The organism is Arthrobacter sp. CMU6, from assembly GCF_059090205.1.
This window is the reverse complement of record NZ_JBNHFL010000002.1, coordinates 190,981-214,206: the sequence shown is the minus strand read 5'-3', so window position 1 is coordinate 214,206 and position 23,226 is coordinate 190,981. Positions and strand designations below refer to the sequence as shown.

Genomic DNA, 23,226 nt, shown 5'->3' with positions numbered 1-23,226 from the left:
GGTAGAGTGGTGCCCATCCACGGCGGACCGGCGACGAAGCAGTTCCGGCGAGCCTTGTACCTGACGAGGATTGAGACTTGACGAGGACTGAGGCGATGAGCGGCAGACACACCGGCGAACAGCACTCCCACACGGTTGAGGGCACCGACCCGCAGCTTTACGTTGAAGTGCACGATCCCCGGAACGACGCCGGCCTCCGCCCCGTCCTCCTCATCCATGGCTTCTCTGCGTCCAGCAAGCTGAACTGGGAGGACACCGGCTGGATCGCCGCGCTCCTGGAGGCCGGCCGCCGCGTCATCGCCGTCGACCTTCCCGGCCACGGCCGGAGCGGCGCGCCGGAGGACATGGACTCCTACTCCCCCAGCCGGATCAGGGCAGACCTCCTGCAGATCGCGTTCGACGCCGGCGCCCGGCCTTTGCGCGACGGTGACCTCGCCAGCGGGCTCGACGTGATCGGCTATTCCCTCGGCTCCCGGCTCGCCTGGGAGTTCGGCGCCACCCAGCCGGAGCTGGTCCACCGGCTGGTCCTGGGCGGCCCGAACATGGCCGACCCGCTGGCGGCCTTCGACCTCGTGGCCGCCCAGCGATACCTGGCCGACGGCACGCCCATTGACGACGCATCGACGGCTGGGCTGCTGAGCATGGCGCAGGCGCTGCCGAGCAACAACATCTTCGCCCTGCTGTCCCTGGTTGAGGCCATCAAGGGTGAACCGTACGATCCGGCCGAGGCCGTGCCGCACATGCCCGTGCTGCTGGTGGCCGGTGAAAACGACGAGCGCGCCGCGTCCATGCCACAGCTTGCCGAACTGGCCCTGAAGGCCGGCTCCATGGCCGAGCAGCTCGTCCTGCCCGGTCGCACGCACACCAACGCCATCACCAGCCGCGCCTTCAAGCAGGCGGCCATCGCGTTCCTCGGCAGCTAGGGCCAGCCGCAGCCGACCGGCGTAGGCTGGACTTTGGGGGCGGAGACACCGGAAGAGGAACCCATGGCCATGGTTTTTGAAGACCGGGAAGACGCAGGACGGCAGCTTGCGGCCGCCCTTCCGCAGTTCCGCGAGCGCCCGGACACCTTGGTGCTGGGCCTGGCCCGAGGCGGCATCCCGGTGGCCGCCGCCACGGCCGAGGTCCTCCACCTGCCCTTCGGCGCCCTGCTAGTCCGCAAACTCGGCATTCCGGGCCATGACGAGACCGCATTCGGCGCACTGGCCTACTCGGGCGGAAGGATCGTCCGCCTTCTCAACAGGCCGCTCGTGGAACGCATCCTTGACGACGGCGTGCGGCAGGAGTGGCTCGAGCAGGTGGAGCACCGGGAGCGGGCCGAACTGATGCGACGCGCCGGCAGCTATCCCGCAGTGGACCCCGATGTGCATGGCAAGACAGTCCTGCTGGTGGACGACGGCCTGGCGACGGGGGCCACCATGCGGGCGGCGGTCGAGGCCGTACGGATGGCCGGCGCAGCAGAAGTAGTGGCCGCCGCGCCCGTCGGATCGATCGAGGCAGAGAAGTCACTGTCCCGGGTTTGCAACGTCCTGTGCCTCCATCTGCCGGGAAGATTCCGGGCTGTGGGAGCCTTTTACCGGCGTTTCGACCAACTGAGCGACGAGGACGCCATTGCCCTTCTGCATGGCGCCCGCATCTAGGGCCGGCTTACCCCAGGTTCAGTGCCGGCTGCCAGGTTCAGTGCCGGCTGACGCCGAGCGGACGGCCCCTCGTCTCCTTTGCCAGGAGCACGCCGACGGCCGAGATGACGCACAGGATCATGATGTAGATGCCGATGGACCCGGTCCACTTCGTGCTCTGCATCAACGCTTCGGCGATGGTGGCGGCGAATGCGCCGCCCAGGATCGCACCGAAGGCGTAGCCGATCGAGATGCCGGAATAGCGGACGTTGGCCGGGAACATCTCGGCATACATGGCTGACATCGGGCCGTAGGACAGACCGAGGCTAATGGTCAGCACGAACAGCGCCACGCCGTAGAGCATGATGTCCTTCGTGTCGATCAGGGCGAACATCGGGATCATCCAGGCGAACACGATGCCGTAGCCGATGAGGAACGTCTTGACCCGGCCGATCTTGTCGGAAAGCCAGCCGCCCACGAGCGTGAAGATCAGCCAGCCGAATGACGCCAGCGTGGTGGCCAGCAGGATCTCCGCGACCGGCATCTTCAGCGTCCTGGTGGCGTAGGAGATGAAGAACGCAATCAGCAGGTAGCCCGCCGCGTTGTTGCCGATGAAGATCATCGTGGAGTAAAGCACGGACTTCTTGTGGTGCTTGATCAGCTCGCCGAGCGGGGCCTTGGCTTTCTCCTTGCGTTCGATCATTTGCCGGAAGACGGGACTCTCGGCAACTGCGCGCCGGATCAGGTAGCCCACCACGATCAGCACGATGGAGAGCAGGAACGGAACGCGCCAGCCCCACGCGGCGAAGTCTTCCTTGGACATGCTGGTGTTGATGAAGAACAGCAGCCCGGTGGCCAGGATCATGCCGACGGGGACGCCGATCTGCGGGTAGGCGCCGAACAGGCCCCGCTTGCTCCTGGGCGCGTGTTCCACGGCCATCAGGGCGGCACCGCCCCATTCGCCGCCGGCGGAGAAGCCCTGGACGATGCGGAGGGTGATCAGCAGGACCGGAGCCCAGAAGCCGATCTGGGCGTAGGTCGGCAGCATGCCGATCAGCGCCGTCGCTGCACCCATCATGATGAGCGTGAAGACCAGCATTGCCTTGCGGCCGAGGCGGTCTCCCAGATGACCGGCAATGATCGCGCCGAGCGGGCGGAACAGGAAGCTGATGCCGATCAGGGCAAAGGACAGGATCTGCGCCAGCCCCGGGTTGGACTGGTTCAGCGGGGCCAGGAACAGCGGCGAGAGCAGCGTTGCCGTCAGCTGGGCGAAGATGAAGAAGTCATACCATTCGATGGTTGTGCCCACCAGCGTGCCTGCGAGGACTTTGCGTTCCTCACGCTTACTGCTGGGGCCCGCCTCTGAATCGACGTGTGAAGTTGCGGTCATTGGAACTCCGTGGCTGAGGGCAGGGATGCTGCCGGTGATGATGAAGAGCAGTCCGATTTACTGATCGAACGGTCAGTTAGTGTGAGGATACTACGAAAGTGTGACCTGGCGCACCCCTTAGTCCGTCCGGTGCAGGAACTCGCGCAGCCGTGCCCTGGCCGGCTCGCGGTCGTAGGTGTTAACCAGGGCCCCGGCCATCCGGACCGGATCCCCGAAGAAGAAGTACTCGTAGAGGGACTGCCGGCCGGAGAAACCCGAGATCGAGGCGTCGAACGCAAGCTTGAACAGCCGGACCCGCTCCGGCCCGGTCAGGGTCTTTCCCTGCAGGTACAGATCGATGTCCGCCCGGGCATCACCGTTGACGTCCGCTTCGCCGGGCAGGGCCATCAGTCCCGAGGCGGAGAACTTACGGATGATCTGCGGGAAGCGCTGCGCCACCTTCGGATACCAGTTGCGGGCAGCGTTGAGGGTGGTCCATTTGGGCAGCAGCATGCCTGCCTCGTTGGGTTCGGCGTCGGCCTCCGACGCGCGGACCAGGGCCTTTCCGATTTCGACGTCGATGATCAGCTCGGCGATGTCCTCCTGGATGTGCTGGAACCCGTCGATGCCGATCGAATCGGCGAGTTCGGATGCGAGGCCCAGGAAGAACTCACTCTTGGCGATGGTCCGGGTCACCACCTGATGGGTCATAAGGGCACCGGCACCGGTCTCGGCGTAGAACGAGTTGCAGAGCTGCGGATTGCCGAGCATGAAGATGCGGTCGCCTGGAACAAAGACGTCGTCAAAGACGGCCACCGCATCCATTTCCTCATAGCGGGATGCCAGTGGTTCATCGTGGACACTGCCGCCGTTGTACAGGGACGTCCTGCAGAGGTACCGGAGCCCCGGCGTGTCATTGGGGATGGCGAAGGCAAAGGAATAGGGCGCGTCCTCCGGCGTGCCGCGCAGCACCGTGGACGGAAAGACCAGCAGCTCGTCGGCGATGGGTGCGATCGTGGCGAGCATGCGAGCGCCGCGGACCACGATGCCGCCGTCCCGCTCCTCTACGATGTGGGCCGTGAGCTGTCCGCCCAGCTGCTCCGAGCCGGAGACCGACCGGTTCACTTGCGGCGGGATCAGCGTATGGGTGGCCAGCATGTCGTTTTCGCGCGCCCACTCGTAGTAATTGCCAATGTTCTCGGCAAACTTGGGATCCGCTTGGGCGAACCACGTCCCGGCCGTGCCCAGGGCGGTGAGTGCGGAGTTCATGTAGTCACCCGTGCGGCCGAGGAATCCGTTGGTCGCCTCAGCCCATGTGGAGGTCGCCCGGCGGCGGTGCTGCAGATCCTCGATGGTCCGGGGCACCAGGAAGGACGCGTTGACCAGGTCCCCCGTGGTGGGCGAGGCATAGGTCAGCGCGTCCTGGTACCGAGGGTCGTGCTGCATGTCGAACAGCTTCGCGTACTGCCGGGCAACGTTGTGGAAGGCCGGGTGTTCGGCAACTTTTTCGCTGACCACTTCTCCGTCGATCGCGATGTGCGGGGTCATCGCATTGAGTTTGTCCAGGTACTGCTGGCCGGTCCTGATGCCCATGGCTGCCTCCATTCGTCGTTGAACTTTCAATAGGTGTGGAATGTGCCGCCTACAGCAGGTCCTCTATCCCCAGCTGGCTCTCCGGGATGGTGGTGAAGGCGCTGTTGGCGAACGCCAGCGCGTCGCCGCTGCGGTGGTCGAAGTCCACCACCTCACCGAGGTAGAGGGTGTGGTCGCCGCCGTCGTACGCTGCCCAGGGCCGGCATTCAAAATAGGCGAGCACGCCGGAGAGCCGGGGCGCCGTTGTCCCTTCCACCCATCTGGGCTCCGGACCCGGACTTCCCGCAAAGTGCATGGCCAGCTGCCGCTGCTCGGCCCCCAGGATGTTGACGGTGAAGGGCCGGCCGGCCAGTTCGTCGTGGGCTTTGGCAGTGCGGGCGATGCTGGCGAGGACCAGGGGCGGGTCCATGGAGACCGACGTGAAGGAGTTGACGGTGATGCCGTGCCGCTTGGTGACGCCGTCGAAAGTGACGATGGCAACACCGGTGGCGAATCGGCCCAGGCTGCCGCGAAAACGGTGGGCCCGGGGCACCGAGGTCCTGCCCGGAATGCCGGGGCCTGCTGCTGGATTGGCCGTCATCATTGATCCTCTGGCTGCGCAGTTCCTGTCTCTGGCGCATCATGCCGCAGTCGCTCTAAACTGTTCCGTAGATGAACTGTTCTATAGTTGAACAGGCAATTCCTATATGGAACGGTAGCCCAAGGTGACGGGCCACACAAGCCCCTTTGGCTACCCGCCCCGCTTACATGCCTAGGATGGACAGCATGACTCCCAACGCCGGTGCCTCAACGCAGGTTGCGCCCGCCCAGGCCTCCCCCTCGCAGACCCTCTCCCGGGGCATCCGCGCATTGGAAATCCTTGCCGAAGCCGACCGCCCGCTGACCATCGCCGAGCTTTCGGAGGCCATGGGCGTCCACCGCTCCGTCGCCTACCGGATTCTGCGGACCCTTGAGGACCACTCCCTGCTGGTACGCGACGACGCTGGCCGGGTCCAGCCCGGCCCCGGCCTCGCGGTGCTGGCGCGCGGCGTTTCGCGGAACCTGCAGACCGCTGCCCTTCCGGAGCTGACCCAGCTGGCCAACACACTCAACATGACGGCCTTCGTGGCTGTGTGGGACCATCAGGACTGCGTAACCCTCGTCACCGTAGAGCCCCGACATTCAGCCGCCACAGTGGTCCAGCATCCAGGGTCCCGCCATCCGATCAGCTCCGGTGCACCCGGCATCGCCATCCAGTCCGCGCTGACGGAGCACGAGTGGGGCCAATTGGCTCCCGCCGTGCCGTATCGTCCCGAAGCCGCCGAGGCGCGCAAGCGCGGTTACGCGGCAAGCCATGACGAGGTTATCGCCGGGGTTTCCTCGCTCGCCGCGCCGGTGCGGGTGCCCGGCGGACGCCCGGCGGCTGTCGCCGTCGTCTACATCCGCTCGTCGCAGGATCCGTCCGAGGTGGCCGCTGCCCTGACCGCCAGCGCGGCCCGGATCGAAGGTCAGCTCGCCTGAGCTGACCGCTTCCGGGAGCGGACGACGACGGCGGCGACCGCCCCGAGGACGAACAGCGCCGCCGCGGCGGCTGCCGAAACGAGGAAGGCGGCCTGGTGGCCCCCTTCCTGCGCCAGCTGGCCGCCGACGGACGAACCAAGGGCGGTGCCGGCGACGATGCCGCTGGCGAGCGCCGTCATCACGGTGGCCAGCCGGCCAGCCGGCGCCACGAGCCCGCCGATGGCAAACACCGTGACCATGACCGGCCCCACCGGCAGGCCCAGTGCGAGCAGTACCAGCACCATGCCCCAGCCGTCGGTGGGAAGGAACAGCAGGGCCGACAACCCGGCCATGGCTGCCGCCCCGGTCACCCAGCGCGCAGTCACCGGAAAGCGTGTCGGCCAGTAGGCCACCGAGATCGCGGCCGCGGCCGAGCTGATTCCCATGACGGCATACAGGAGTCCGGCCGCCTCTGACGTTGCGAAACCGGCGGCAAAAGCGCTCAAGGCTGCCTGAGTGGAGCCGAAAAACGTGCCCATGCAGACCATGGCCAGGACCGGAAGTGCAACGGGGGCCAGGCCGGCAAGCCTGCTGCCGGCCCGGGTTCCTGCCCGGCCGCTGCCCTTGCTTGTGCCGACAGCGGCCAGCCGCGGAACGGCCGTGTGGGTGCGGTGGGTGGCGAAGGCGGGAACGAGCGTCAGCGTGAGCGCGGCGGCCAAGGCCAGCGGCAGCCAGGGGGCGACCAGGCTGGCGAGGACGCCCACGAGGGCCGGACCGAGCACGAAGGTCAGTTCATCGGCTGTGCTCTCATAGGACAGCGCGACGTCCAGATCGGTGCTGTCCCCTCCGCGCCGGCTTTCGGCTGTGAGGGCCATCCACCGGACACGGGCCAGCGGGCCGACCTGCGGGCAGCTGAGGCCTGCCGCCAACGCGGCCGCGATGACGCCCCACGCGGCGCCGACGTCGTGCACCCCGGGAAGCAAATACGCGGCCCCTATGACGGCAAGCACGGCCACAACATTCAGGACCGCCGAGATCAGCAGTACCGGTCGCTGGCCCAGCCGGTCTGCCAGCCAGCCGAGAATGGGCGCGCCGACGGCCGAGCCGATACCGACGGCCCCGGCAGCAGCTCCGCCAACGGCGTACGAGCCGGTGACCGAGGTGGCAAGGGTGAGGGTTCCCAGCGTCAGCATCGCGAGGGGCAGGCGGGCAAACAGGCCCACGGGCAGGAATCCCTTGCCTGCCAGCGCCGGCAGGCGCGCGAAACGGCCGCCGAACTGCGGCGCTGACGCCGGAGTGCTGGCGGCGGGGGTGACGGGGCGGGGGTTGGCGGATGGCTGGGGCGCCGTTGAAGTGTTCATGTATGCGGGCTCGTTCAGTCGTGCGCATCGTCCCTCCTCCCGATGCGCCGAACCCGGTAACAGTCCAATGATAGTGGACCCGTGATACCCGCCTCACGGCGGGCATCACCGGTCAGACCGTTACGAGTGCGTCAACGATGTGCACCGTGGAGCCGTTGCGCTGCTTCACTACTTGAAGCTGGCTGCCGATGCGCTGCTTCATCTCACCCACGTGGCTCACCAGGCCGACCACGCGGCCTCCGTCCCGGAGGCCCTCGAGTGCATCCATGACCTGCTCCAGCGCCTGCTCGTCGAGGCTGCCGAAGCCCTCGTCGACGAACAGCGTTTCAATGTCAACACCGCCAGCTTCCTGCTGGACCACGTCCGCCAAGCCCAGGGCGAGCGACAGCGAAGCCATGAAGGATTCCCCGCCGGAGAGGGTGGAGGTGTCGCGGCGGCGGCCGGTCCATTCGTCAACGACTTCCAGCCCCAGCCCGGACTTGGCGTTCCGGGCCGCTCTCGCGTCCGAGTGCTGCAGCGTGTAGCGGCCGTCGCTCATGGCGACGAGCCGTTCCGACGCGGCGATGGCAACCTGCTCGAGCCGCGCCGCCAGGACGTACGCGTTCAGGCTCATGCGGTAGCTGTTGTCGCCTGAGCCGCGGGCCGCTTCGGCGAGGCTTTTCAGGGCTTCCGCGCGTTCCCGGGGCTCCCGTCCGGATTCAGCCAGTTCCTCATACTCGGCACGGAGGCGTCCCAGGGTCTTGGCTGCCTGCCGCGCCATGCCCGCCGCGAGTCCAATCTCCTTTGCCGCCTGCGCGGCCTGTTCGGCTTCGGCGCGCAGCACCTCCACGTCCGGTGCGGCGGCCACGTAGCCGTTGTCGCTTTCCCTGGCTGCCTGTTCCTTTGCTGCGACAACGAGCTCTTCGCTGGCGAACAGTTCCTCAAGCCGGGCCTCCTCGTCCCGCCCGGCCTGGACAACAGACTCCAGCCGCCCCGCCTCCGCCGCCGGCAGCAGGGCCTGGCGGGCCTCGTCAGCCGATGCAAATCCGGCCTCGGGAAGCGCGCGGTCCAGTTCGCTCCGGGCCTCTGCCAGTCGGGCCGCAGCCTGCTCCAGCTGCGTGCGGGCAGTGTCAGCCTGTTCGAGAATACTGACGGCTCGGGCGATGGCGTCACTGCGGAGACCGAGGCTGGCGTGTTCGGCACGAAGCGCTTCGAGCGACGATTCCAGGGCGGCCGACTGCTCCTCGATTTCGGTCAGGGCGGATTCCGTCTGCGCCAGCTGAGACAACGCATCCACGCGTACCTTCTCTGTGGCGTCGATGCGTTCGGCCAGTTCCTCCTGCCGGCTCCTGCTGGCTGCCAGCTCCGTTACGGCTGCTGCCGCCTCGGCAGCTGCTACCCGGGCGGCCCTGGCGGCCTCTTCCGCCTCGCCGGGATCGGTGTCGCCGCCTTGGCCCGCGAGAACCGCGACCAGCTGTCTGGTTTCGGAGAGCTCAGCTTCCACTGCAGAGAGCACCCTCTCGGCCGCTTCGCTGCGCTCCTTGGCTCGTTCCTCTTTCTCGGCAAGCCCCAGGACGGAGTCCCCTGCGGGTACCGGCTCGGGGTGCTCCGGGCTGCCGCAGACGGGACAGGGCATCCCGTGTTCCAGGCGCGAAGCCAATTCCGCGGCAGCATTGGACAGGCGTTCCTCCCGGACGTCCAGCCACTGGCGGCGCAGTTCCTGGTGGTGTTCCCGGGCTTTGAGGTGCCGCTCAGTGACGGCAGCGCACCCGGCCGCCGCCGTCCCGTAGCGCCGAACTACATCCACCAGCTCGTCGGCGGCTGCCGCCTCCTTGGTGCGCAGTACGGATTCCCCTGCCAGCTGTTCAAGCGGCTGCAGGGCTGCACGCAGGGTTTCCATCTCGGTGCGCAGGGAAAGCAGCCGAACGGCGTGGTCATCTCCGGCACGGCTGAGTTCCTGACGCCGCTGCGCAAGTCCGGCGGCCCGCGCGCGCAGGCCGCCCAGCCGGCCCTCATCAGCCAGGCGTTCGCCGATCACGGCGGCCAGCGCCCGCAGCCGCGAAAGCTCCGAGGCCACGTCGACGGTGCCGTGTTCGGCAGCGCTGCGTTCTGCAGCGCCCTGTACTGCAACGCTGGACTTCGTGGCGACCACTTCCGAGCCGGACCTCGCTGCCTCCCGCACGCCGGCGGAGGCGAGATCCAGGGCTCTTTCCGCCCGGGCAAACAGAGCCTCGGCGGTGGTCACGGCCTTCAGCTGGCCGCCGAGGAGCCCGGCCTTCCGGTGCAGGTCAAGCGCGGCTCCCGCGCTGGCCAGTCCGGGGGCGGCGGCCTCTGCGTCTGCCCTCCGGCGCAGGGCGGCAGCAAGCTTCAGGCGTCTTCCCTCCCGTGCCAGCTCCGTTTCGAGCCGCTCCGCGCAACCGCGGCGCTGCTCCTCGCAGGATTCTGCGTTCACGGCCAGTACCGAGGCACGCTCCGCGGCTGCAGCCTCCAGCCACGACAGGAGTTCGGGATGACCGGAAGGTTCCGGCGCGGCGTCCGGATCGACTTCGAGGGCCGTGGCCTCCGCTTTGGCCCTCTCCACCAGCAGGCCCAGCCTGCCCTCGAGATCGGCTACCTGCCTCGCGGCGCCGGCAGCCTGTAACGCAAGCTCCCGCTCCACTGCCTCAAAACGTTCGGTTCCGAAAAGCTTCTGCAGCAGTTCGAGGCGGTCCGAAGCCTTGGACCGGAGGAACGCGGCGAAGTCCCCCTGGGGAAGCAGGACCACGCGGGTGAACTGCTCGCGGTCCATGCCAAGGAGCGCGGTGATTTCCGCCCCGGCTTCGTCGTTCCGGCCGGACTTTTCCACCCACGCGCCAGCCACCCGTTCGCGCAGGAGGGTCTTGGCCTGCTGCGTGGTGAATCCGTTCCGGCCGCGGGCGCTGGGCTTGTCCCAGGCCGGCATCCGCGAAACCTCAAACCGCCTGCCCCGGGCTGTAAATTCACAGGTCACGCGGGGTTCAGCAGCCGCATCCGCATGGTCGCTGCGCAGCCGCTTGCCGTCCTGCCGTGCGCCGGGAACGGACCCGTAGAGGGCATAGCAGATGGCGTCCAACACGCTGGTCTTGCCGGCGCCGGTGGGGCCATTGAGCAGGAACAGACCGTGGGCGCTCAGCCGGTCAAAATCGATTTCCTCGGTTCCGGCAAAAGGCCCGAACGCGGAGATTTCCAGACGGTGAATCCTCACAGTGATGCCTCCTGCAGACGCACGTTCTCCAATGCTTCGGTCAGGGCGGCCTGTTCCGCGGTGTCCGGCTCCCGGCCGCGGACGTGTTCCAGAAATCCGCAGCAGACGGCGAGGTCGTCCTCGGCCTCCGCCAGCCGGCTGCTGTAGCTGGCGCCGGAGGCGGCGGGTGCCCCCTCGGGCTCGAAACCGAGGACGAGTGTGTCCGGGAACCTGGCCCGCAGCCGTTCCATGGCCTGGGCCGGACGCTGGGCGTCCGTGAGGGTTACCTGGCAGTAGGCTTGCTCGGCCCAGGCGTGTTCAGGTGACTCCAGCAGCGCGCCGAGCGTCCCCCGGAGGATGGCAAGTTTCCGTGGCGCGTCCCAGAGGATCTCCTCCACCGCCGTAATCCCGGACTCGTCAACGTCAACAAGCCAGCCGCCCTTCTGGTGCTTTGCTTCCGAGAAGGAGTAGGCCAGCGGCGAGCCCGAGTACCGCACCTCCGCGGACAGGGACTGTCGGCCATGCAGATGGCCGAGTGCCGTGTAGCTGAAGCCGTCGAACAGGTCCAGCGGCACGGCCCCCACTCCCCCGATGCTCAGGTCGCGTTCGCTGTCCGAGCTGATGCCCCCGCTGGCAAAAGTGTGGGCCAGCACAACCGAATGGACCGTCCCGGATTCGGCCCGCGCGGCGACGTCGGCCCTGATGCGTTCCGTAGCAGCGTGGGTGACTTCGAAGTGGCTGGCGGTGTCCACCCCAAGCTGATCGGCGACCAGCCGGGGTTCGAGCCAGGGGATGCCATAGATCGCCAGTACCGGGTCAGTCCCTGCGCCGCCGAGCGGCAGGATCACCGGGACGTCCAGCTCCTGGAGGCGCGTGCGCAGGTGGACGCCGCCCTTCTCCAGCAGCCGGGAGGCGAAGCCGAGCCGGATGGCGGAGTCGTGGTTTCCGCTGGTCAGCATCACCTGTGCGCCTGCCCCAGTCAGCCGGACCAGGGCGTCGTCCAGGAGGTTGACGACGTCGACGCCGGGCAGCGCCCTGTCGTAAACGTCACCGGCGATCAGCACGACGTCGACGGAGAGTTCCCTGACCCGGGACACCAATTGGTCGACAAAGGCGCGCTGGGCGTCCAGCATGCCGACGCCGTGGAAAGACCGGCCCAGATGCCAGTCGGAAGTGTGCAATAACCGCATATTCATAAGCTAGACGCGGGCACTGACAATTTAGCCGACCCCGCGCTTCGGCGCGTCAGGACTCCTTGCTGCGCGGCCCGTCGAACTTGCTGCGGGACCCGTCGAAGAAGTCGCGCGCCTCGTCGGGGCCCGCGTCGGCCGATGCGGCACCCCGGGATTCCACGTCGGCCGCTGGCAGCTGGTCCGGCTCTTCGTCGAAGTCGGCAGTGAGGTCAGTCTCAGGGTCTGCCGCGTCGCGGGAGTGGGCCGCGTCGGCTGCACTCCGGCCCCGGGCGTCGGCGAACCCGCGGAAAACAAGGCCTGCAATGCCGGCACCGACGATCGGGGCCACCCAGAACAGCCACAGCTGCCCCAGCGCCCAGCTGCTGCTGAAGAGCGCGGAGGCGGTGGCCCGGGCCGGGTTGAAGGGCGCGTTGCCAAGGGCCTGGCCCAGCTGCAGCAGCACGGCAAACGCCAGCCCGACGGCGAACGGGGCGGCGGCCGCGTGATTGTTGCGGCGGGCCGTCGTGCCAAGGAATACGGCGACCAGGAGTGCTGCTCCCAGCACTTCGGCGAGGAGCACGCCGGCCATCGACGTCTGGATCACGGAGTGCTCGCCGAATCCCGCGGTGACGGTGTCAAACGCCGTGCGCGCGTCCGGAATGTTGGGCACCGTGCGGAGGATGCCGAACAGCGCCAGCGCGCCCGCCGCCGCGCCGACCAGCTGCGCGCCGATGTACGCCGCTGCGGCGGCGATCCCGATCCTGCCCGCCACCAGGTTGCCCAGCGTGATGGCCGGGTTGAAGTGCCCGCCCGAGATGTACGCGAAGGCCAGCATCGCCGCTGTCACGGCGAGGCCTCCCGCGAGCGCTCCGGGCAGCGGGTTGGACTGCGGCAGGGTGAAGAGCGGCACACCCAGCCCGGCGACCACCAGAAACAGTGTTCCGAACGCCTCCGCGCCAACCCTGGACAGCAGCCCTGGCCGGAATCCGTTGTCACCGGCAGCATGCCGGTCGTCGGTCGGGGGAACGGACACAGGGGTGGTCATGGCGTAGGGAATTCCTTTGTTTCGGTCAGCGGGGAACGCCGCTCACGTGGGGAGCCGGCCCCAGCAGTCTGGCAGCAAAGTCTGGACGGTTGCTGAATCCGAGCTTATCGTCCGGTGGCCGGACACCCGGCATTGGGAGTGCCCCATCACAGCAGGGACCGGGATCACAGCGCTCAACCTCTCCAGCGTCCAACCACGTCCGAAACCATGTCCAAAACCACTGAGTCGGGCGATGTCCGGCGGGGAGGTAAATTGGCCTGCATGAGCAATAATCCCGGTCCCGGTGTTTCTCCTGGCACAGCGCCGTCCGCTGAGTCCCGCATCCATGGCTGCCTGCTCGGCGGTGCACTGGGCGACTCGCTCGGCTACGCCGTCGAGTTCGATCCGATAGGCGAGATCCGGCGCCGTTTCGGTGCCGCCGGGCTCCGGGATTTTTCCGCGCTCGACGGCGGCACCCACTTCTCGGACGACACCCAGATGACGCTGTACACAGTCGACGGGATCGTCGAGGCCCTGGAGTGGGCCAACTCGGGTGTCGGTGCAGACGCCAACGCCTGCGTGTGGCTTGCGTACCTGCGCTGGCTGGACACGCAGGGCGTGTCCCTTCCCGAATCGGCGCCGCGGCCGCAGCCCCGCTGGATTGACGGCCAGGAAGTGCTGCGGCACAGGCGGGATCCCGGCAACGCGTGCCTGAGCGGGCTGGCCACCGGCGAGATGGGAACGGTCTTCCGGCAGGTCAACCCTGATTCGAAGGGCTGCGGAACCGTGATGCGCTCGGCGCCTTTCGGCTTGGTTCCGCACATCCCGGCAGAGTCCGTCTACAAGCTGAGCACCGACGCGGCCTCACTCACGCACGGGCATCCTTCGGCCCGGCAGAGCGCAGGTGTCTTCAGCCTGCTCATCCATTCACTGGTGCAGGGCTCCAGCCTGGCCGAGGCGGCGCAGGCAGCCCTCGCCCATGTGCAGGCTGATCCGGAGGCGGCCCCTGAGCTCCAGGAGCGGCTGGAGGCCGCAATCCGCCTGGCGGGCAAGGCCGGACCGGATACAATGCTCAGCCCGGAGGAACTGGTCCGTGAACTGGGTGAGGGCTGGGTGGCGGAGGAGGCTCTCGCCGTCGGGCTTTACTCTGTCCTGGCCACAGCTCAGGGGACGCAGGGAGGTGGCGCGGCCGGTCCGGCGGAGCACTTCAAGGCCGCCGTCGCCCTGGCGATCAACCACAGCGGTGACAGCGATTCCACCGGCTCCATCGCGGGCAACATCCTGGGTGCGTACTACGGCACGGACTGCCTGCCCGAGGACTGGGTGGCGGCTCTCGAGGCCCCCGAGGTGATACGCGGCATGGCCGGGCAGCTGGTCGCCGTCACATCCGGCTGAGGGGAATGTTGTTGCACGCCTCGCAGACGTCCCCGGGGATGAGGCCACGGCGCTGCAGCAGGCCGAAGATCGCACAGCCGAGGCAGAAGCCGGCGAAGGCCTCCAGCGAGGCGGCAACAATCAGCACGGCCAGCAGAATCCACGCGGCGGGGGCAAGGCCGGCGGCCAGCAGGATGGCGGCAGCCGTGGACATCGCGGCGCCGATGCCCTGCGCGAAACGCTTCGGCGGCCCTGGCACCAGCTTGACCCGTCCCAGCCGCGGAGCGAGGACCCTCACCGAGAGCAGGGCGAGCGGGGATACCCTTGGGCCGAACAGGACACGCAGCCAAAACCCGGCCGCAATGGCCGAGAGGCCCCAGCCGAAGCCGGTGAGCAGTGTGACGGCCGCCAGCAGGACCACCAGTCCGGCAGTGATGCGGGCCGCGTATTCGTTGACCGGGTTGGGAAAGGCGAAGATGGAACCAAGCCCCCCAGTTCTGTTCAGTCTGCCCATGGGGCAAGGCTAGGAGAGGCGCGGCGGCGGAGGAAGCTTTATTGCGCCATGTGTAGGGGTGCGCCGCCCACCATCTGCAGGAATTCCCCTTCGGAGATCACCTCGATGGCCTGGCCGCGGTCATGCAGCTCCAGCACGCGCTTGGCCTTGCCGGTGAGCCGGCCGGAGCGCAGGTCGCCGGCCACGAAGCCGTCCCCCACCACCAGGACGCTGGTCCGCGCCGTGACCCGGCTTTCCGGACGTGCCCCCAGTTCAGCGGACCGCGTCTTCGCTTCCGGCCGCGGCATCGCGAGCTGGCCGGTGAACACGACGGTCTGGCCGAACAGCGGGTTCCCCGGTTCGGCGCCGGGATTGGGCTCGGGGTTGGGACCTTCCTCAGGCCATCCGCTGCGGAACGGCCGGGCCACACCGGTGCCGCCCGCGGCGGCTAGTGCCGAAGCAGTTGCCTTTGACAGCTCACCGCTGGAAGGATCGAACGCGGCCTGCTGCGGGATGGACAGCCCCAGCGAAAGGTAGAGCTCGGCAATGCTGTTGGCCCGGTTGCGCCCCGCGATGTCGATGAGGATGCCGGCGCAGGCCCGGGCGTCCTCGGCCGCGTCGTGGTGGTTCACGAGGGGCACGCCCGCCTCCTCGGCGGCAAAGGGCAGTGAGTTTGAAACCAGGGAGTAGCAGCGCCGGGACAGCATTACGGTGCACACATAGTCGTAGGCCGGGCCTGGTAGCCCCGAGACCTCAAGCCCGGACCGGATCACCCCGAGGTCGAAGGCGGCGTTGTGGGCCGCGAGGATATCGCCGCCGATGAACGCGCCGATTTCCGGAAACAGCTCCCCGAAGCGTGGCCGGTCCGCAACCTGTTCGGGCCTGATGCCGTGGACCCGGACGTTGTGGTAGTCGAAGGAGTCGTGGTTTTCGGGCGGCCGCATCAGCCATGAGGCTTCCTCGACGATGACGCCGCCGCGGACCTTGGTGAGGCCAACGGCGCACGGCGAACCGCGGAAGCCGTTGGCGGTCTCAAAGTCGATCGCCGTAAAGTCCAAACTCACGGGGACAACTGTAGCCCGGCGGGGGCGCCGAGCCCGTCAAGTACCCTTGGAAAGTGAACTTTAATGCATTGAGCGACTTTGCCGTGCCCGCGCTGGGTGGCGCGGGCCCCGTCCAGCCGCATCTGGCATCATTCCTGCCCGATTGGCTCAACCCCCAGGTCTTCCTCGCCGACCCGGCCCTTGCCCCGTGGGTTGTTTTGCTGGTGTGCGGGATTATCTTTGCCGAAACCGGGCTGCTGATCGGATTCTTCCTGCCCGGCGATTCCATGCTGTTTACGGCGGGCCTGCTCGTGGCCACGGACACCATCAAATTCAACATCTGGCTGTTCGCCGCGCTGATTATTGTGTCGGCCATCATTGGCAACCAGACGGGCTATCTCATCGGGTCCAAGGCCGGCCCTGCCATCTTCAACAAGCCGGACTCAAGGCTCTTCAAGCATGAGAACGTCGACAGTGCACACAAGTTCTTCGAGAAGCACGGCGGCAAGGCCCTGATCCTCGCCCGCTTCGTCCCCATCATCAGGACGTTCGTTCCCGTCATCGTGGGCGTGGCCCAGATGGACAAGAGGAAGTTTTTCCTGTTCAACGTGATCGGTGCGCTCCTGTGGGGCGGCGGCGTGACGCTCCTCGGCTACCTGCTGGGCGACAGGATTCCGTGGGTCCGCGAGAACCTGGACATCATCTTCATCGTGATTGTCCTGCTCTCGGTGATCCCGGTGGGCATTGAAGTTGTCCGCGGCATGACCGCGAAGCGCGAGGCGGCCGCCTTCGGGACGGATCCGGTGGAAGAGTTCATTGAAGAGCACGCGCCCGAGGCCGAGCGCAAAACGAACCTCGACTGACTGACCGGATCTCCGGCAGGCTGCAAAAGAGACAGCGGAACCCAAACGCGGAAAGGCACCTCAATTCTGAGATGCCTTTCCTGTATACCGAAGCATCTGTTGACAGAGCCGTCTGCCTACAGCGACTTCACCGCAGGGCCTCGATGATTGAGGGAAGCAGCGCACGGAACGCCCGGCCGCGGTGGCTGATGGCGTTCTTCTCCTCCGGGCTGAGCTCGGCACAGCTGCGGTCCAGGCCCAAGGGTTCCAGGACGGGGTCGTAGCCGAAGCCGCCTTCGCCCCGCGGTTCATGCAGCAGCGTGCCGGCAAGCTCCCCGTACTCCACCACTTCGCGGGCCCCGTCCGCGGATGCAGACGCCGGCACGGCAAGGGCCGCCGCGCACACAAAGGCGGCACCGCGGTGGCCATCCGGCACGTCCGCCAGCTGGGCAAGCAGCAGGTGCAGGTTGGCGTCGTCGTCACCGTGCCGGCCGGCCCAGCGCGCGGAGAAAATTCCCGGCGCACCGCCGAGGACATCCACTGCCAGTCCGGAGTCGTCGGCGATGGCCACCAGCCCGGTGGCTTCGGCCACGGTACGTGCCTTCAGCAGCGAGTTTTCCGCAAAGGTCACCCCGGTTTCCGCTACATCGGGGGCTCCGACGGCGGCGGCGTCCACCACCTGCGTGTCCACATCGAGCCCCGGGATCTGCCCGCGCAGCAGCTCACGCAGCTCCCGCAGTTTGCCGGCGTTTCGGGTGGCCAGCACAAGCCGCGGTGCAGGTCCGCCGTTCACAGCGTTCCCACTCACGGCGCTTCGGCCAGGGTCTCGCGCTGGATGGCCGCAAGCTGTTCGGTCCCCAGCAGGGCCAGGTCCAGCAGCTTGTTGAGTTCGTCCCGGTCAAAGGGAGCGCCTTCGGCCGTGCCCTGGACCTCCACGAACTTGCCGGAGCCGGTCACCACCACGTTCATGTCGGTTTCGGCCCGCACGTCCTCGATGTACGGCAGGTCCAGCATGGGGATGCCGTCGATGATCCCCACGGACACAGCGGCAATGGTGTCAATCAGGGGCTGGGCGTTGCGGGCGATCATCTTGTTCTCGCGGGCAAAGCGGATGGCCTCGGCGAGCGCAACGTAGGCGCCGGTGATGGCCGCCGTCCGCGTGCCGCCGTCGGCCTGCAGGACATCGCAGTCCAGCACGATGGTGTTCTCGCCCAGGGCCTTGGTGTCGATGATCGAACGCAGCGAGCGCCCGATGAGCCGGGAGATTTCGTGCGTGCGGCCGCCGATCTTGCCCTTGACGGACTCGCGGTCGGAGCGGGTGTTCGTGGCACGCGGGAGCATGGCGTATTCGGCCGTCACCCAGCCGCGGCCTTCGCCCTTGAGCCAGCGCGGAACGCCTTCGGTGAGGGAAGCGGTGCACAGGACCCGGGTATTGCCGAACTCGATGAGGGCCGATCCCTCGGCCTGCTTGGACCAGCCGCGGGTGATGCTGATGGGCCGGAGCTGGTCCGGGGTGCGGCCGTCGGCACGGATGACGGGGGCAGTGGTTGCTTCGGAAGTCATGCCTTTAGCTTATCGAGGCTGCAGGCGGGACGGAGCCACACGGGACCGGGCCCCGACAGACCAGTGCCACAGACAAGTGCCAGGGTCAGACGGTGTAGTGCACGCCCGCCACGGCCACGGCCACGTCACCGGCGAAGGCGGGACGCGCCTCGGACATGACCTTAGTGTGCGACGTCCACACCGGAATATGGGTGAGGAGGAGGCGGCGGGCGCCGGCGGCGGTGGCTGCCTCCCCGGCCCGCTTGCCGGTCAGGTGGACGTCTTTGATGCCGTCGTCGCGGCCTTCCTCGAAGGCCGCCTCGCAGAGGAAGAGGTCGGCGTCCTTGGCCGCTTCTTCCAGCCCGCGGCATGAATCGGTGTCGCCCGAATAGGTCAGCACGCGGGTCACGGCATTGCCGGCGGCGTCCGGTTCGGTTACCTCCACGCGCAGCGCGTACGCCTCCTCCACGGGGTGGTTCACGGCAAACGGCGTCACGGTGAAAGGTCCGACGGTGACGGACTGGCGCTCGGTCCAGTTGGTGAAGTCGAACTCCTCGTGCATCCCCGGATCCAGGTCCAGCCCGTACGCGGTCGCCATCCTGTCGGCGGTGGCGGCGGGGCCCCAAACGGGGATCCGTCCCCTGTCCCAGCCGCCCGGCTTCCAGCGCACCGCAACGTGCAGCCCGCAAAGGTCCATACAGTGGTCGGGGTGCAAATGTGTGAGGAAAATCGCGTCGATGTCCTCGAGGTCGGTGTACCGCTGGATGGCGCCCAGGGCCCCGCTGCCGAGGTCCATGACCACCTTCCAGACCCGTTCGCCGTCGTTGGCGGTCAACAGGTAGCAGGAGGCGGGTGATCCGGGGCCGGGAAAGGAGCCGGTGCAGCCGACGATGGTGAGTTTCACAGGAAGGTCCCCCCGGGGGCTGCTCCGCTGCCGGCGGTCTGCCCGACGAAGTTGGAGATGCGCGGGCGAGCTGCCGCGTTCCGCGCGGCGGCAATCATTTCAGGGGTGATCCGTGCCAGGCTGCCCGTGGGGTACTGCGCCGCAACGTGGTCCACATGCTTGACGCTGAGCACCTCCGGCCCGAGGAACCTGCGGGCCAGGGCTTCGAACTGGCCCGGATCCCCGGTGGCGATGAAGCTGTGTTCCGGGGGCGCCGGGTCCGTCCGTTCCAGGCCGTTGCTGGCCAGCGCCCGGTAGACGTCCTTGGCGGTTTCCTCGGCGCTGGAGACCAGGGTGACGTCCTCACCCATGACGTAGGAGATCACGCCGGTCAGGAGCGGATAGTGCGTGCAGCCCAGTACCACGGTATCCACGCCCGCCGCCTTCAGCGGTTCCAGGTACTCGCGGGCGACGTCGAGCAGTTCCGGCCCCGTGGTGATGCCGGCCTCCACATAGGGCACGAACGCCGGGCAGGCCACGGACGTGATTTCCAGGTCGGGTGCCGCGGCGAATGTGTCCTCGTAGGCCCGGGACCCTACCGTGGCGGAGGTGCCGATTACGCCCACCCGGCCGGTGCGGGTGGCCGCGACGGCACGGCGCACGGCCGGCTGGATCACCTCGATGACGGGAATGCCGTAACGGGCCGTGTAACGCTCACGGGCGTCCCGGAGCACCGCGGCCGACGCCGAGTTGCAGGCGATGGTGAGCAGTTTGACGCCGGAGTCCACGAGTTCGTCCATGACACCGAGGGCGTTGGCGCGCACCTCCGCGATGGGCAGCGGCCCGTACGGGCCGTGTGCGGTGTCGCCGACGTAGAGGATGGATTCGTTCGGCAGCTGGTCGATGATCGACCGCGCCACTGTGAGGCCGCCGACCCCGGAGTCGAAGACGCCGATCGGCAGCGATCCCACATTTACGCCGTCGGCCGTTGCGGACTCCGCTGCAGCTCCTGCTGCCGGATCCATGCTCGATGCTGAAGTCATGATTATCTGAGGATAGGTCTTCCCGTGAGGTGCGGCCATCACTTGTGGCGAGCGACTCATGTCGAATTTGTCACATCCGGCGCAGCCGATACCGGTCAGGGCCGAAGGGGCCTCCCGCCGGCGGAACCGCTCAGGGCCGCGAGTCCAGCGACTGCAGCATCGCCTGCACCAGCGACTCCTGCAGCCACGTGGTGAAGTTGTAGACCAGGGCGAGGTAGCTTTCCACGTCCTCGGCCTGGGACCAGTCCTGCATCTGGTGGACGTGGTCGGCGTCCGCTTCGTCCCGGATGTCGAGGCGCTCTGCGAGCACCAGCCGTACGTCGTTGAGCGCCGTGGACCAGTGCCGGGCATCAGCCGGGGTCAGGACGAGCTCGTCCTTGTCCAGGCCAAGCGCGGCAGCGCGCAGCGCGCCAATCTTGCTTTCCCGCAGTGAGCGTTCGGTGAGCTGGCGGAACTCAAGCGAGGCAGCGGCGTCGTCCTTCACTGCGTTGGGCAGCAGCCGGCGGAGTGCGCGGTCCGACGGTTCCCGGACCTCCATGTCCAGTCCGATCATCGCCGCGAGCGGATCCTCGGAACCGCGGTCCGCCGGCTCCAGCATGGAGATGACGTCGGCGAACAGGCTGCGCAGCAGTTCCCTCTCGGCCGGTTCCAGGAAACCGGTGATGCCCTTTAGTCCGTACTTGAAAGCCTTAGCCACGTTTTCCCTTGCCCTTGCCCGGGCCGCCGCTTTTGCCGCCCCCGCTGTCTCCGCCGGTGGCCTTCTCCACGGTGGCCCACAGGCCGAACCCGTGCATGGCGACCGCATGCTGCTCCACCTGTTCCTTGCTGCCGTGCGCAACGATGGACCGGCCCTTCCTGTGGACCTCGAGCATCAGCTTGTTGGCCTTCGTCTCCGAGTAGCCGAAGTAACTCTGGAAGACGTAGCTGACGTAGCTCATCAGATTGACTGGGTCATTCCAGATGACAAGGTTCCAAGGGACGTCCGGGGCGGTCAGGGCATCGGTGGACACCGCCGTTCCGGTCTGGATGCTCTCCTGGGTGTCAGGGCCGAGCGCAACGCTTAAGGTCATCTGTCCATTCTATGGCGATGCCGGGCCCACGCCGGCGAGGGCCCCGCGGCGAAGCGAAGCGAGACGTGGGAGCCGGTGCTGGGCCCACGCCGGCGAGGGCCCCGCGGCGAAGCGAAGCGAGACGTGGGAGCCGGTGGGGACTAGAGTGATTTTTGTGAGTAACTCCGCCGGCTGGGAGCAGCCCCGCACGTCCCTGTTCACCGACCATTACGAGCTGACCATGCTGCAGGGGGCCCTCCATTCCGGCGCCGCGCACCGCAAAGCAGTGTTCGAGGCGTTCGCGCGCCGTCTCCCGGACGGCCGCCGCTACGGGATCGTGGGCGGTACGGGCAGGCTGCTCGAAGGCATCATGGCGTTCCGGTTCGGCGAGGCGGAGCTCGAATTCCTGGCCCGCACCGACGTGGTCAACAAGGAGACCCTCGACTACCTGGCCGATTTCCGGTTCACCGGCGACATCTGGGGCTATGCCGAGGGCGAGGCGTACTTCCCCAACTCCCCCATCCTGATTGTCGAATCGACGTTTGCCGAGGCGTGCATCCTGGAGACGTACGTGCTGTCCGTCCTCAACCATGACAGCGCCATCGCTTCGGCGGCATCGCGCATGGTGATGGCCGCCGGCCAGCGGCCCTGCATCGAGATGGGGTCACGGCGGACGCAGGAGGAATCAGCCACGGCTGCCGCCCGCGCGGCTGTCATCGCCGGGTTCGACAGCACCTCGAACCTCGAGGCCGGGCTGCGGTACGGCCTGAAGACGGTGGGCACCGCCGCCCACTCCTTCACGCTGCTCCATGACACCGAGCGGGACGCCTTTGAGGCGCAGGTCGCCGCCCTGGGGGCCGGCACCTCGCTGCTGGTGGACACGTACGACGTCGAAACCGCCGTCCGTACGGCCGTTGACATCGCCGGGGATAAGTTGGGCGCCGTGCGCCTGGACTCCGGCGACCTGGTGGAGCAGGCACAGTGGGTCCGGCAGCTGCTGGATGACCTCGGCAACGAGCGCACCCGCATCACGGTGACCTCGGACCTGGACGAATACGCCATTGCGGCCCTGCAGTCCGCCCCCGTTGACTCGTACGGGGTGGGCACCTCCCTCGTGACCGGCTCCGGGGCACCCACCGCAAGCATGGTTTACAAGCTGGTCAGCCGGACCGACGACGCCGGGGAGTTCGTCTCCGTCGCCAAGGCGGCCAAGAACAAGGCGAGCAAGGGCGGGCGGAAGTACGCCCTCCGCCGGCTCAACGAGCACGGCACGGCAACCCAGGAGCTCATCGGCGTGGGCCACAGGCCTGCGGACGACGGCAACGACCGCGCGCTTCTGCAGCAGTTCATCAAGAACGGCGAGCTCCTGCCGGGCTGGACCGGCCACGAAGGTGTCCTGCGTGCCCGGCAGCGCCACGCCGATTCATTGGCCGAACTGCCGGCTGTGGTCCACCGCCTGCACCGCGGCGAGCCGGCCATACCGACGCTCTATGAGGACAACTGAAGGGAACTGAGGAGATCTGATGGCACGTGCACTCATCATCGTCGACGTCCAGAACGACTTCTGCGAGGGCGGCGCGCTTCCGGTGGAGGGCGGGGCTGCCGTGGCCGGGGCCATCAGCGAGTACGTCGAGAACCACCACGGCCAGTTCGACCACATCGTGGCGACGCAGGACTGGCACATCGATCCGGGCGCCCATTTCTCCGAAGCCCCGGACTTCAAGGACACCTGGCCACCGCACTGCGTCGCCGGGACCCCGGGCGCCGAGCTTCATCCTGAGCTCGACACCGAACACATCCAGGCGTACTTCCACAAGGGCCTGTACACCGCTGCATACTCCGGGTTCGAGGGCCTGCTGGCACCGGACGACGCCGTCCCCACGGGTGAACGGCAGCCCGGCTCCCTGCCCGGACCGGCCGATCCCGGCTACGCCCCCGAGGAAGACGCGATCGGCCTCGACGACTGGCTCCAGAGCCATGACGTGGAGGACGTCGTGGTGGTGGGCCTCGCCACCGACCACTGCGTCATGGCCACATCGCTGGACGCGGTCCAGGCCGGCTACTCCGTCACCGTGATCAAACGCCTGACGGCGGGCATCGCCGATAACCTCGACGACACCTACGCCGAAATGGAGCTGGGCGGCGTGGACCTCGAGTAG

The 23,226-nt window shown here is 67.6% G+C and carries 22 protein-coding genes; 7 read left to right on the top strand and 15 right to left on the bottom strand.

The annotated features are described in order from the left end of the window. Nucleotides 1–95: 95 nt before the first annotated feature. Nucleotides 96–923 carry an alpha/beta fold hydrolase gene (locus AC5RWD_RS02375; protein WP_494018509.1) on the top strand — a complete coding sequence of 276 codons (828 nt, stop codon included), beginning with the start codon at nt 96–98 and terminating at the stop codon, nt 921–923. Nucleotides 924–986: 63 nt separating this feature from the next. Next, complete coding sequence (locus AC5RWD_RS02370; RefSeq protein ID WP_494018508.1) at nt 987–1,640, top strand: phosphoribosyltransferase; 654 nt, start codon at nt 987–989, stop codon at nt 1,638–1,640. A gap of 37 nt (nt 1,641–1,677) precedes the next feature. Here the strand turns inward: AC5RWD_RS02370 and AC5RWD_RS02365 are convergent, their stop codons facing one another. The 3 genes from AC5RWD_RS02365 to AC5RWD_RS02355 all read right to left on the bottom strand — a co-directional run bounded on the left by AC5RWD_RS02365 (nt 1,678) and on the right by AC5RWD_RS02355 (nt 5,161). Beyond that, nucleotides 1,678–3,009 carry an MFS transporter gene (locus AC5RWD_RS02365; RefSeq protein ID WP_494018507.1) on the bottom strand — a complete coding sequence of 444 codons (1,332 nt, stop codon included), beginning with the start codon at nt 3,007–3,009 and terminating at the stop codon, nt 1,678–1,680. Nucleotides 3,010–3,126: 117 nt separating this feature from the next. Continuing rightward, nucleotides 3,127–4,581 carry a 4-hydroxyphenylacetate 3-monooxygenase, oxygenase component gene (gene hpaB / locus AC5RWD_RS02360; RefSeq protein WP_494018506.1) on the bottom strand — a complete coding sequence of 485 codons (1,455 nt, stop codon included), beginning with the start codon at nt 4,579–4,581 and terminating at the stop codon, nt 3,127–3,129. A 49-nt stretch (nt 4,582–4,630) separates the two neighbouring features. After that, entirely contained in the window at nt 4,631–5,161 is a 531-nt protein-coding gene (locus AC5RWD_RS02355) for a flavin reductase family protein (protein ID WP_494018505.1), read from the bottom strand. Between the two features lie 185 nt (nt 5,162–5,346). On the opposite strand from AC5RWD_RS02355, the gene AC5RWD_RS02350 reads away from it, so the two are divergent. Then, entirely contained in the window at nt 5,347–6,081 is a 735-nt protein-coding gene (locus tag AC5RWD_RS02350) for an IclR family transcriptional regulator (protein WP_494018504.1), read from the top strand. Here AC5RWD_RS02350 and AC5RWD_RS02345 read toward each other — a convergent pair. From AC5RWD_RS02345 to AC5RWD_RS02330, 4 genes are all read right to left on the bottom strand, one after another. Continuing rightward, nucleotides 6,069–7,421 carry an MFS transporter gene (locus AC5RWD_RS02345; RefSeq protein WP_494018503.1) on the bottom strand — a complete coding sequence of 451 codons (1,353 nt, stop codon included), beginning with the start codon at nt 7,419–7,421 and terminating at the stop codon, nt 6,069–6,071. The genes AC5RWD_RS02350 and AC5RWD_RS02345 overlap by 13 nt on opposite strands. A gap of 112 nt (nt 7,422–7,533) precedes the next feature. Next, the gene (locus tag AC5RWD_RS02340; RefSeq protein WP_494018502.1) at nt 7,534–10,623 is read right to left on the bottom strand and encodes an AAA family ATPase; all 3,090 of its coding nucleotides are present in this window, start codon (nt 10,621–10,623) and stop codon (nt 7,534–7,536) included. Further along, nucleotides 10,620–11,792: an exonuclease SbcCD subunit D gene (locus AC5RWD_RS02335; protein ID WP_494018501.1), complete on the bottom strand. Its 1,173-nt coding sequence runs from the start codon at nt 11,790–11,792 to the stop codon at nt 10,620–10,622. The genes AC5RWD_RS02340 and AC5RWD_RS02335 overlap by 4 nt, the downstream gene beginning before the upstream one ends. Before the next feature lie 55 nt (nt 11,793–11,847). Next, on the bottom strand, nt 11,848–12,819 hold the full coding sequence (locus tag AC5RWD_RS02330; RefSeq protein ID WP_494018500.1) for an MIP/aquaporin family protein: 972 nt from the start codon (nt 12,817–12,819) through the stop codon (nt 11,848–11,850). Between the two features lie 261 nt (nt 12,820–13,080). Here AC5RWD_RS02330 and AC5RWD_RS02325 point away from each other — a divergent pair, with 261 nt between their 5' ends. Then, nucleotides 13,081–14,193, top strand: coding sequence for an ADP-ribosylglycohydrolase family protein (locus tag AC5RWD_RS02325; protein WP_494018499.1), 1,113 nt, complete (start codon nt 13,081–13,083; stop codon nt 14,191–14,193). On the opposite strand, the gene AC5RWD_RS02320 is transcribed toward AC5RWD_RS02325, so the two are convergent. Further along, nucleotides 14,180–14,686: a DUF4395 domain-containing protein gene (locus AC5RWD_RS02320; RefSeq protein WP_494018498.1), complete on the bottom strand. Its 507-nt coding sequence runs from the start codon at nt 14,684–14,686 to the stop codon at nt 14,180–14,182. The two genes, AC5RWD_RS02325 and AC5RWD_RS02320, sit on opposite strands and share 14 nt — an antisense overlap. 38 nt (nt 14,687–14,724) lie before the next feature. Then, entirely contained in the window at nt 14,725–15,729 is a 1,005-nt protein-coding gene (locus AC5RWD_RS02315) for a 3'-5' exonuclease (RefSeq protein ID WP_494018497.1), read from the bottom strand. Nucleotides 15,730–15,797: 68 nt separating this feature from the next. On the opposite strand from AC5RWD_RS02315, the gene AC5RWD_RS02310 reads away from it, so the two are divergent. Continuing rightward, a complete protein-coding gene (locus AC5RWD_RS02310) occupies nt 15,798–16,571 on the top strand; it encodes a DedA family protein (RefSeq protein ID WP_494018542.1) in 774 nt (257 codons plus the stop codon). A gap of 127 nt (nt 16,572–16,698) precedes the next feature. Here AC5RWD_RS02310 and rdgB read toward each other — a convergent pair whose 3' ends face one another. The 6 genes from rdgB to clpS all read right to left on the bottom strand — a co-directional run bounded on the left by rdgB (nt 16,699) and on the right by clpS (nt 21,088). Further along, nucleotides 16,699–17,358, bottom strand: coding sequence for an RdgB/HAM1 family non-canonical purine NTP pyrophosphatase (gene rdgB / locus AC5RWD_RS02305; protein ID WP_494018496.1), 660 nt, complete (start codon nt 17,356–17,358; stop codon nt 16,699–16,701). Then, nucleotides 17,355–18,113 carry a ribonuclease PH gene (gene rph, locus AC5RWD_RS02300; protein WP_003805875.1) on the bottom strand — a complete coding sequence of 253 codons (759 nt, stop codon included), beginning with the start codon at nt 18,111–18,113 and terminating at the stop codon, nt 17,355–17,357. Before rph ends, rdgB begins: the two co-directional genes overlap by 4 nt. A gap of 85 nt (nt 18,114–18,198) precedes the next feature. Then, nucleotides 18,199–18,996, bottom strand: a complete 798-nt coding sequence (locus tag AC5RWD_RS02295; RefSeq protein ID WP_494018495.1) for an MBL fold metallo-hydrolase — start codon at nt 18,994–18,996, stop codon at nt 18,199–18,201. Next, nucleotides 18,993–20,018, bottom strand: a complete 1,026-nt coding sequence (gene murI, locus AC5RWD_RS02290; RefSeq protein ID WP_494018494.1) for a glutamate racemase — start codon at nt 20,016–20,018, stop codon at nt 18,993–18,995. The genes AC5RWD_RS02295 and murI overlap by 4 nt, the downstream gene beginning before the upstream one ends. A gap of 130 nt (nt 20,019–20,148) precedes the next feature. Next, nucleotides 20,149–20,715, bottom strand: coding sequence for a DUF2017 domain-containing protein (locus AC5RWD_RS02285; RefSeq protein ID WP_494018493.1), 567 nt, complete (start codon nt 20,713–20,715; stop codon nt 20,149–20,151). Next, on the bottom strand, nt 20,708–21,088 hold the full coding sequence (clpS, locus tag AC5RWD_RS02280) for an ATP-dependent Clp protease adapter ClpS (protein WP_307103739.1): 381 nt from the start codon (nt 21,086–21,088) through the stop codon (nt 20,708–20,710). The genes AC5RWD_RS02285 and clpS overlap by 8 nt, the downstream gene beginning before the upstream one ends. Nucleotides 21,089–21,242: 154 nt before the next feature. On the opposite strand from clpS, the gene AC5RWD_RS02275 reads away from it, so the two are divergent. Further along, nucleotides 21,243–22,571: a nicotinate phosphoribosyltransferase gene (locus AC5RWD_RS02275; RefSeq protein ID WP_494018492.1), complete on the top strand. Its 1,329-nt coding sequence runs from the start codon at nt 21,243–21,245 to the stop codon at nt 22,569–22,571. A gap of 19 nt (nt 22,572–22,590) precedes the next feature. Next, a complete protein-coding gene (locus tag AC5RWD_RS02270) occupies nt 22,591–23,226 on the top strand; it encodes an isochorismatase family protein (protein ID WP_494018491.1) in 636 nt (211 codons plus the stop codon).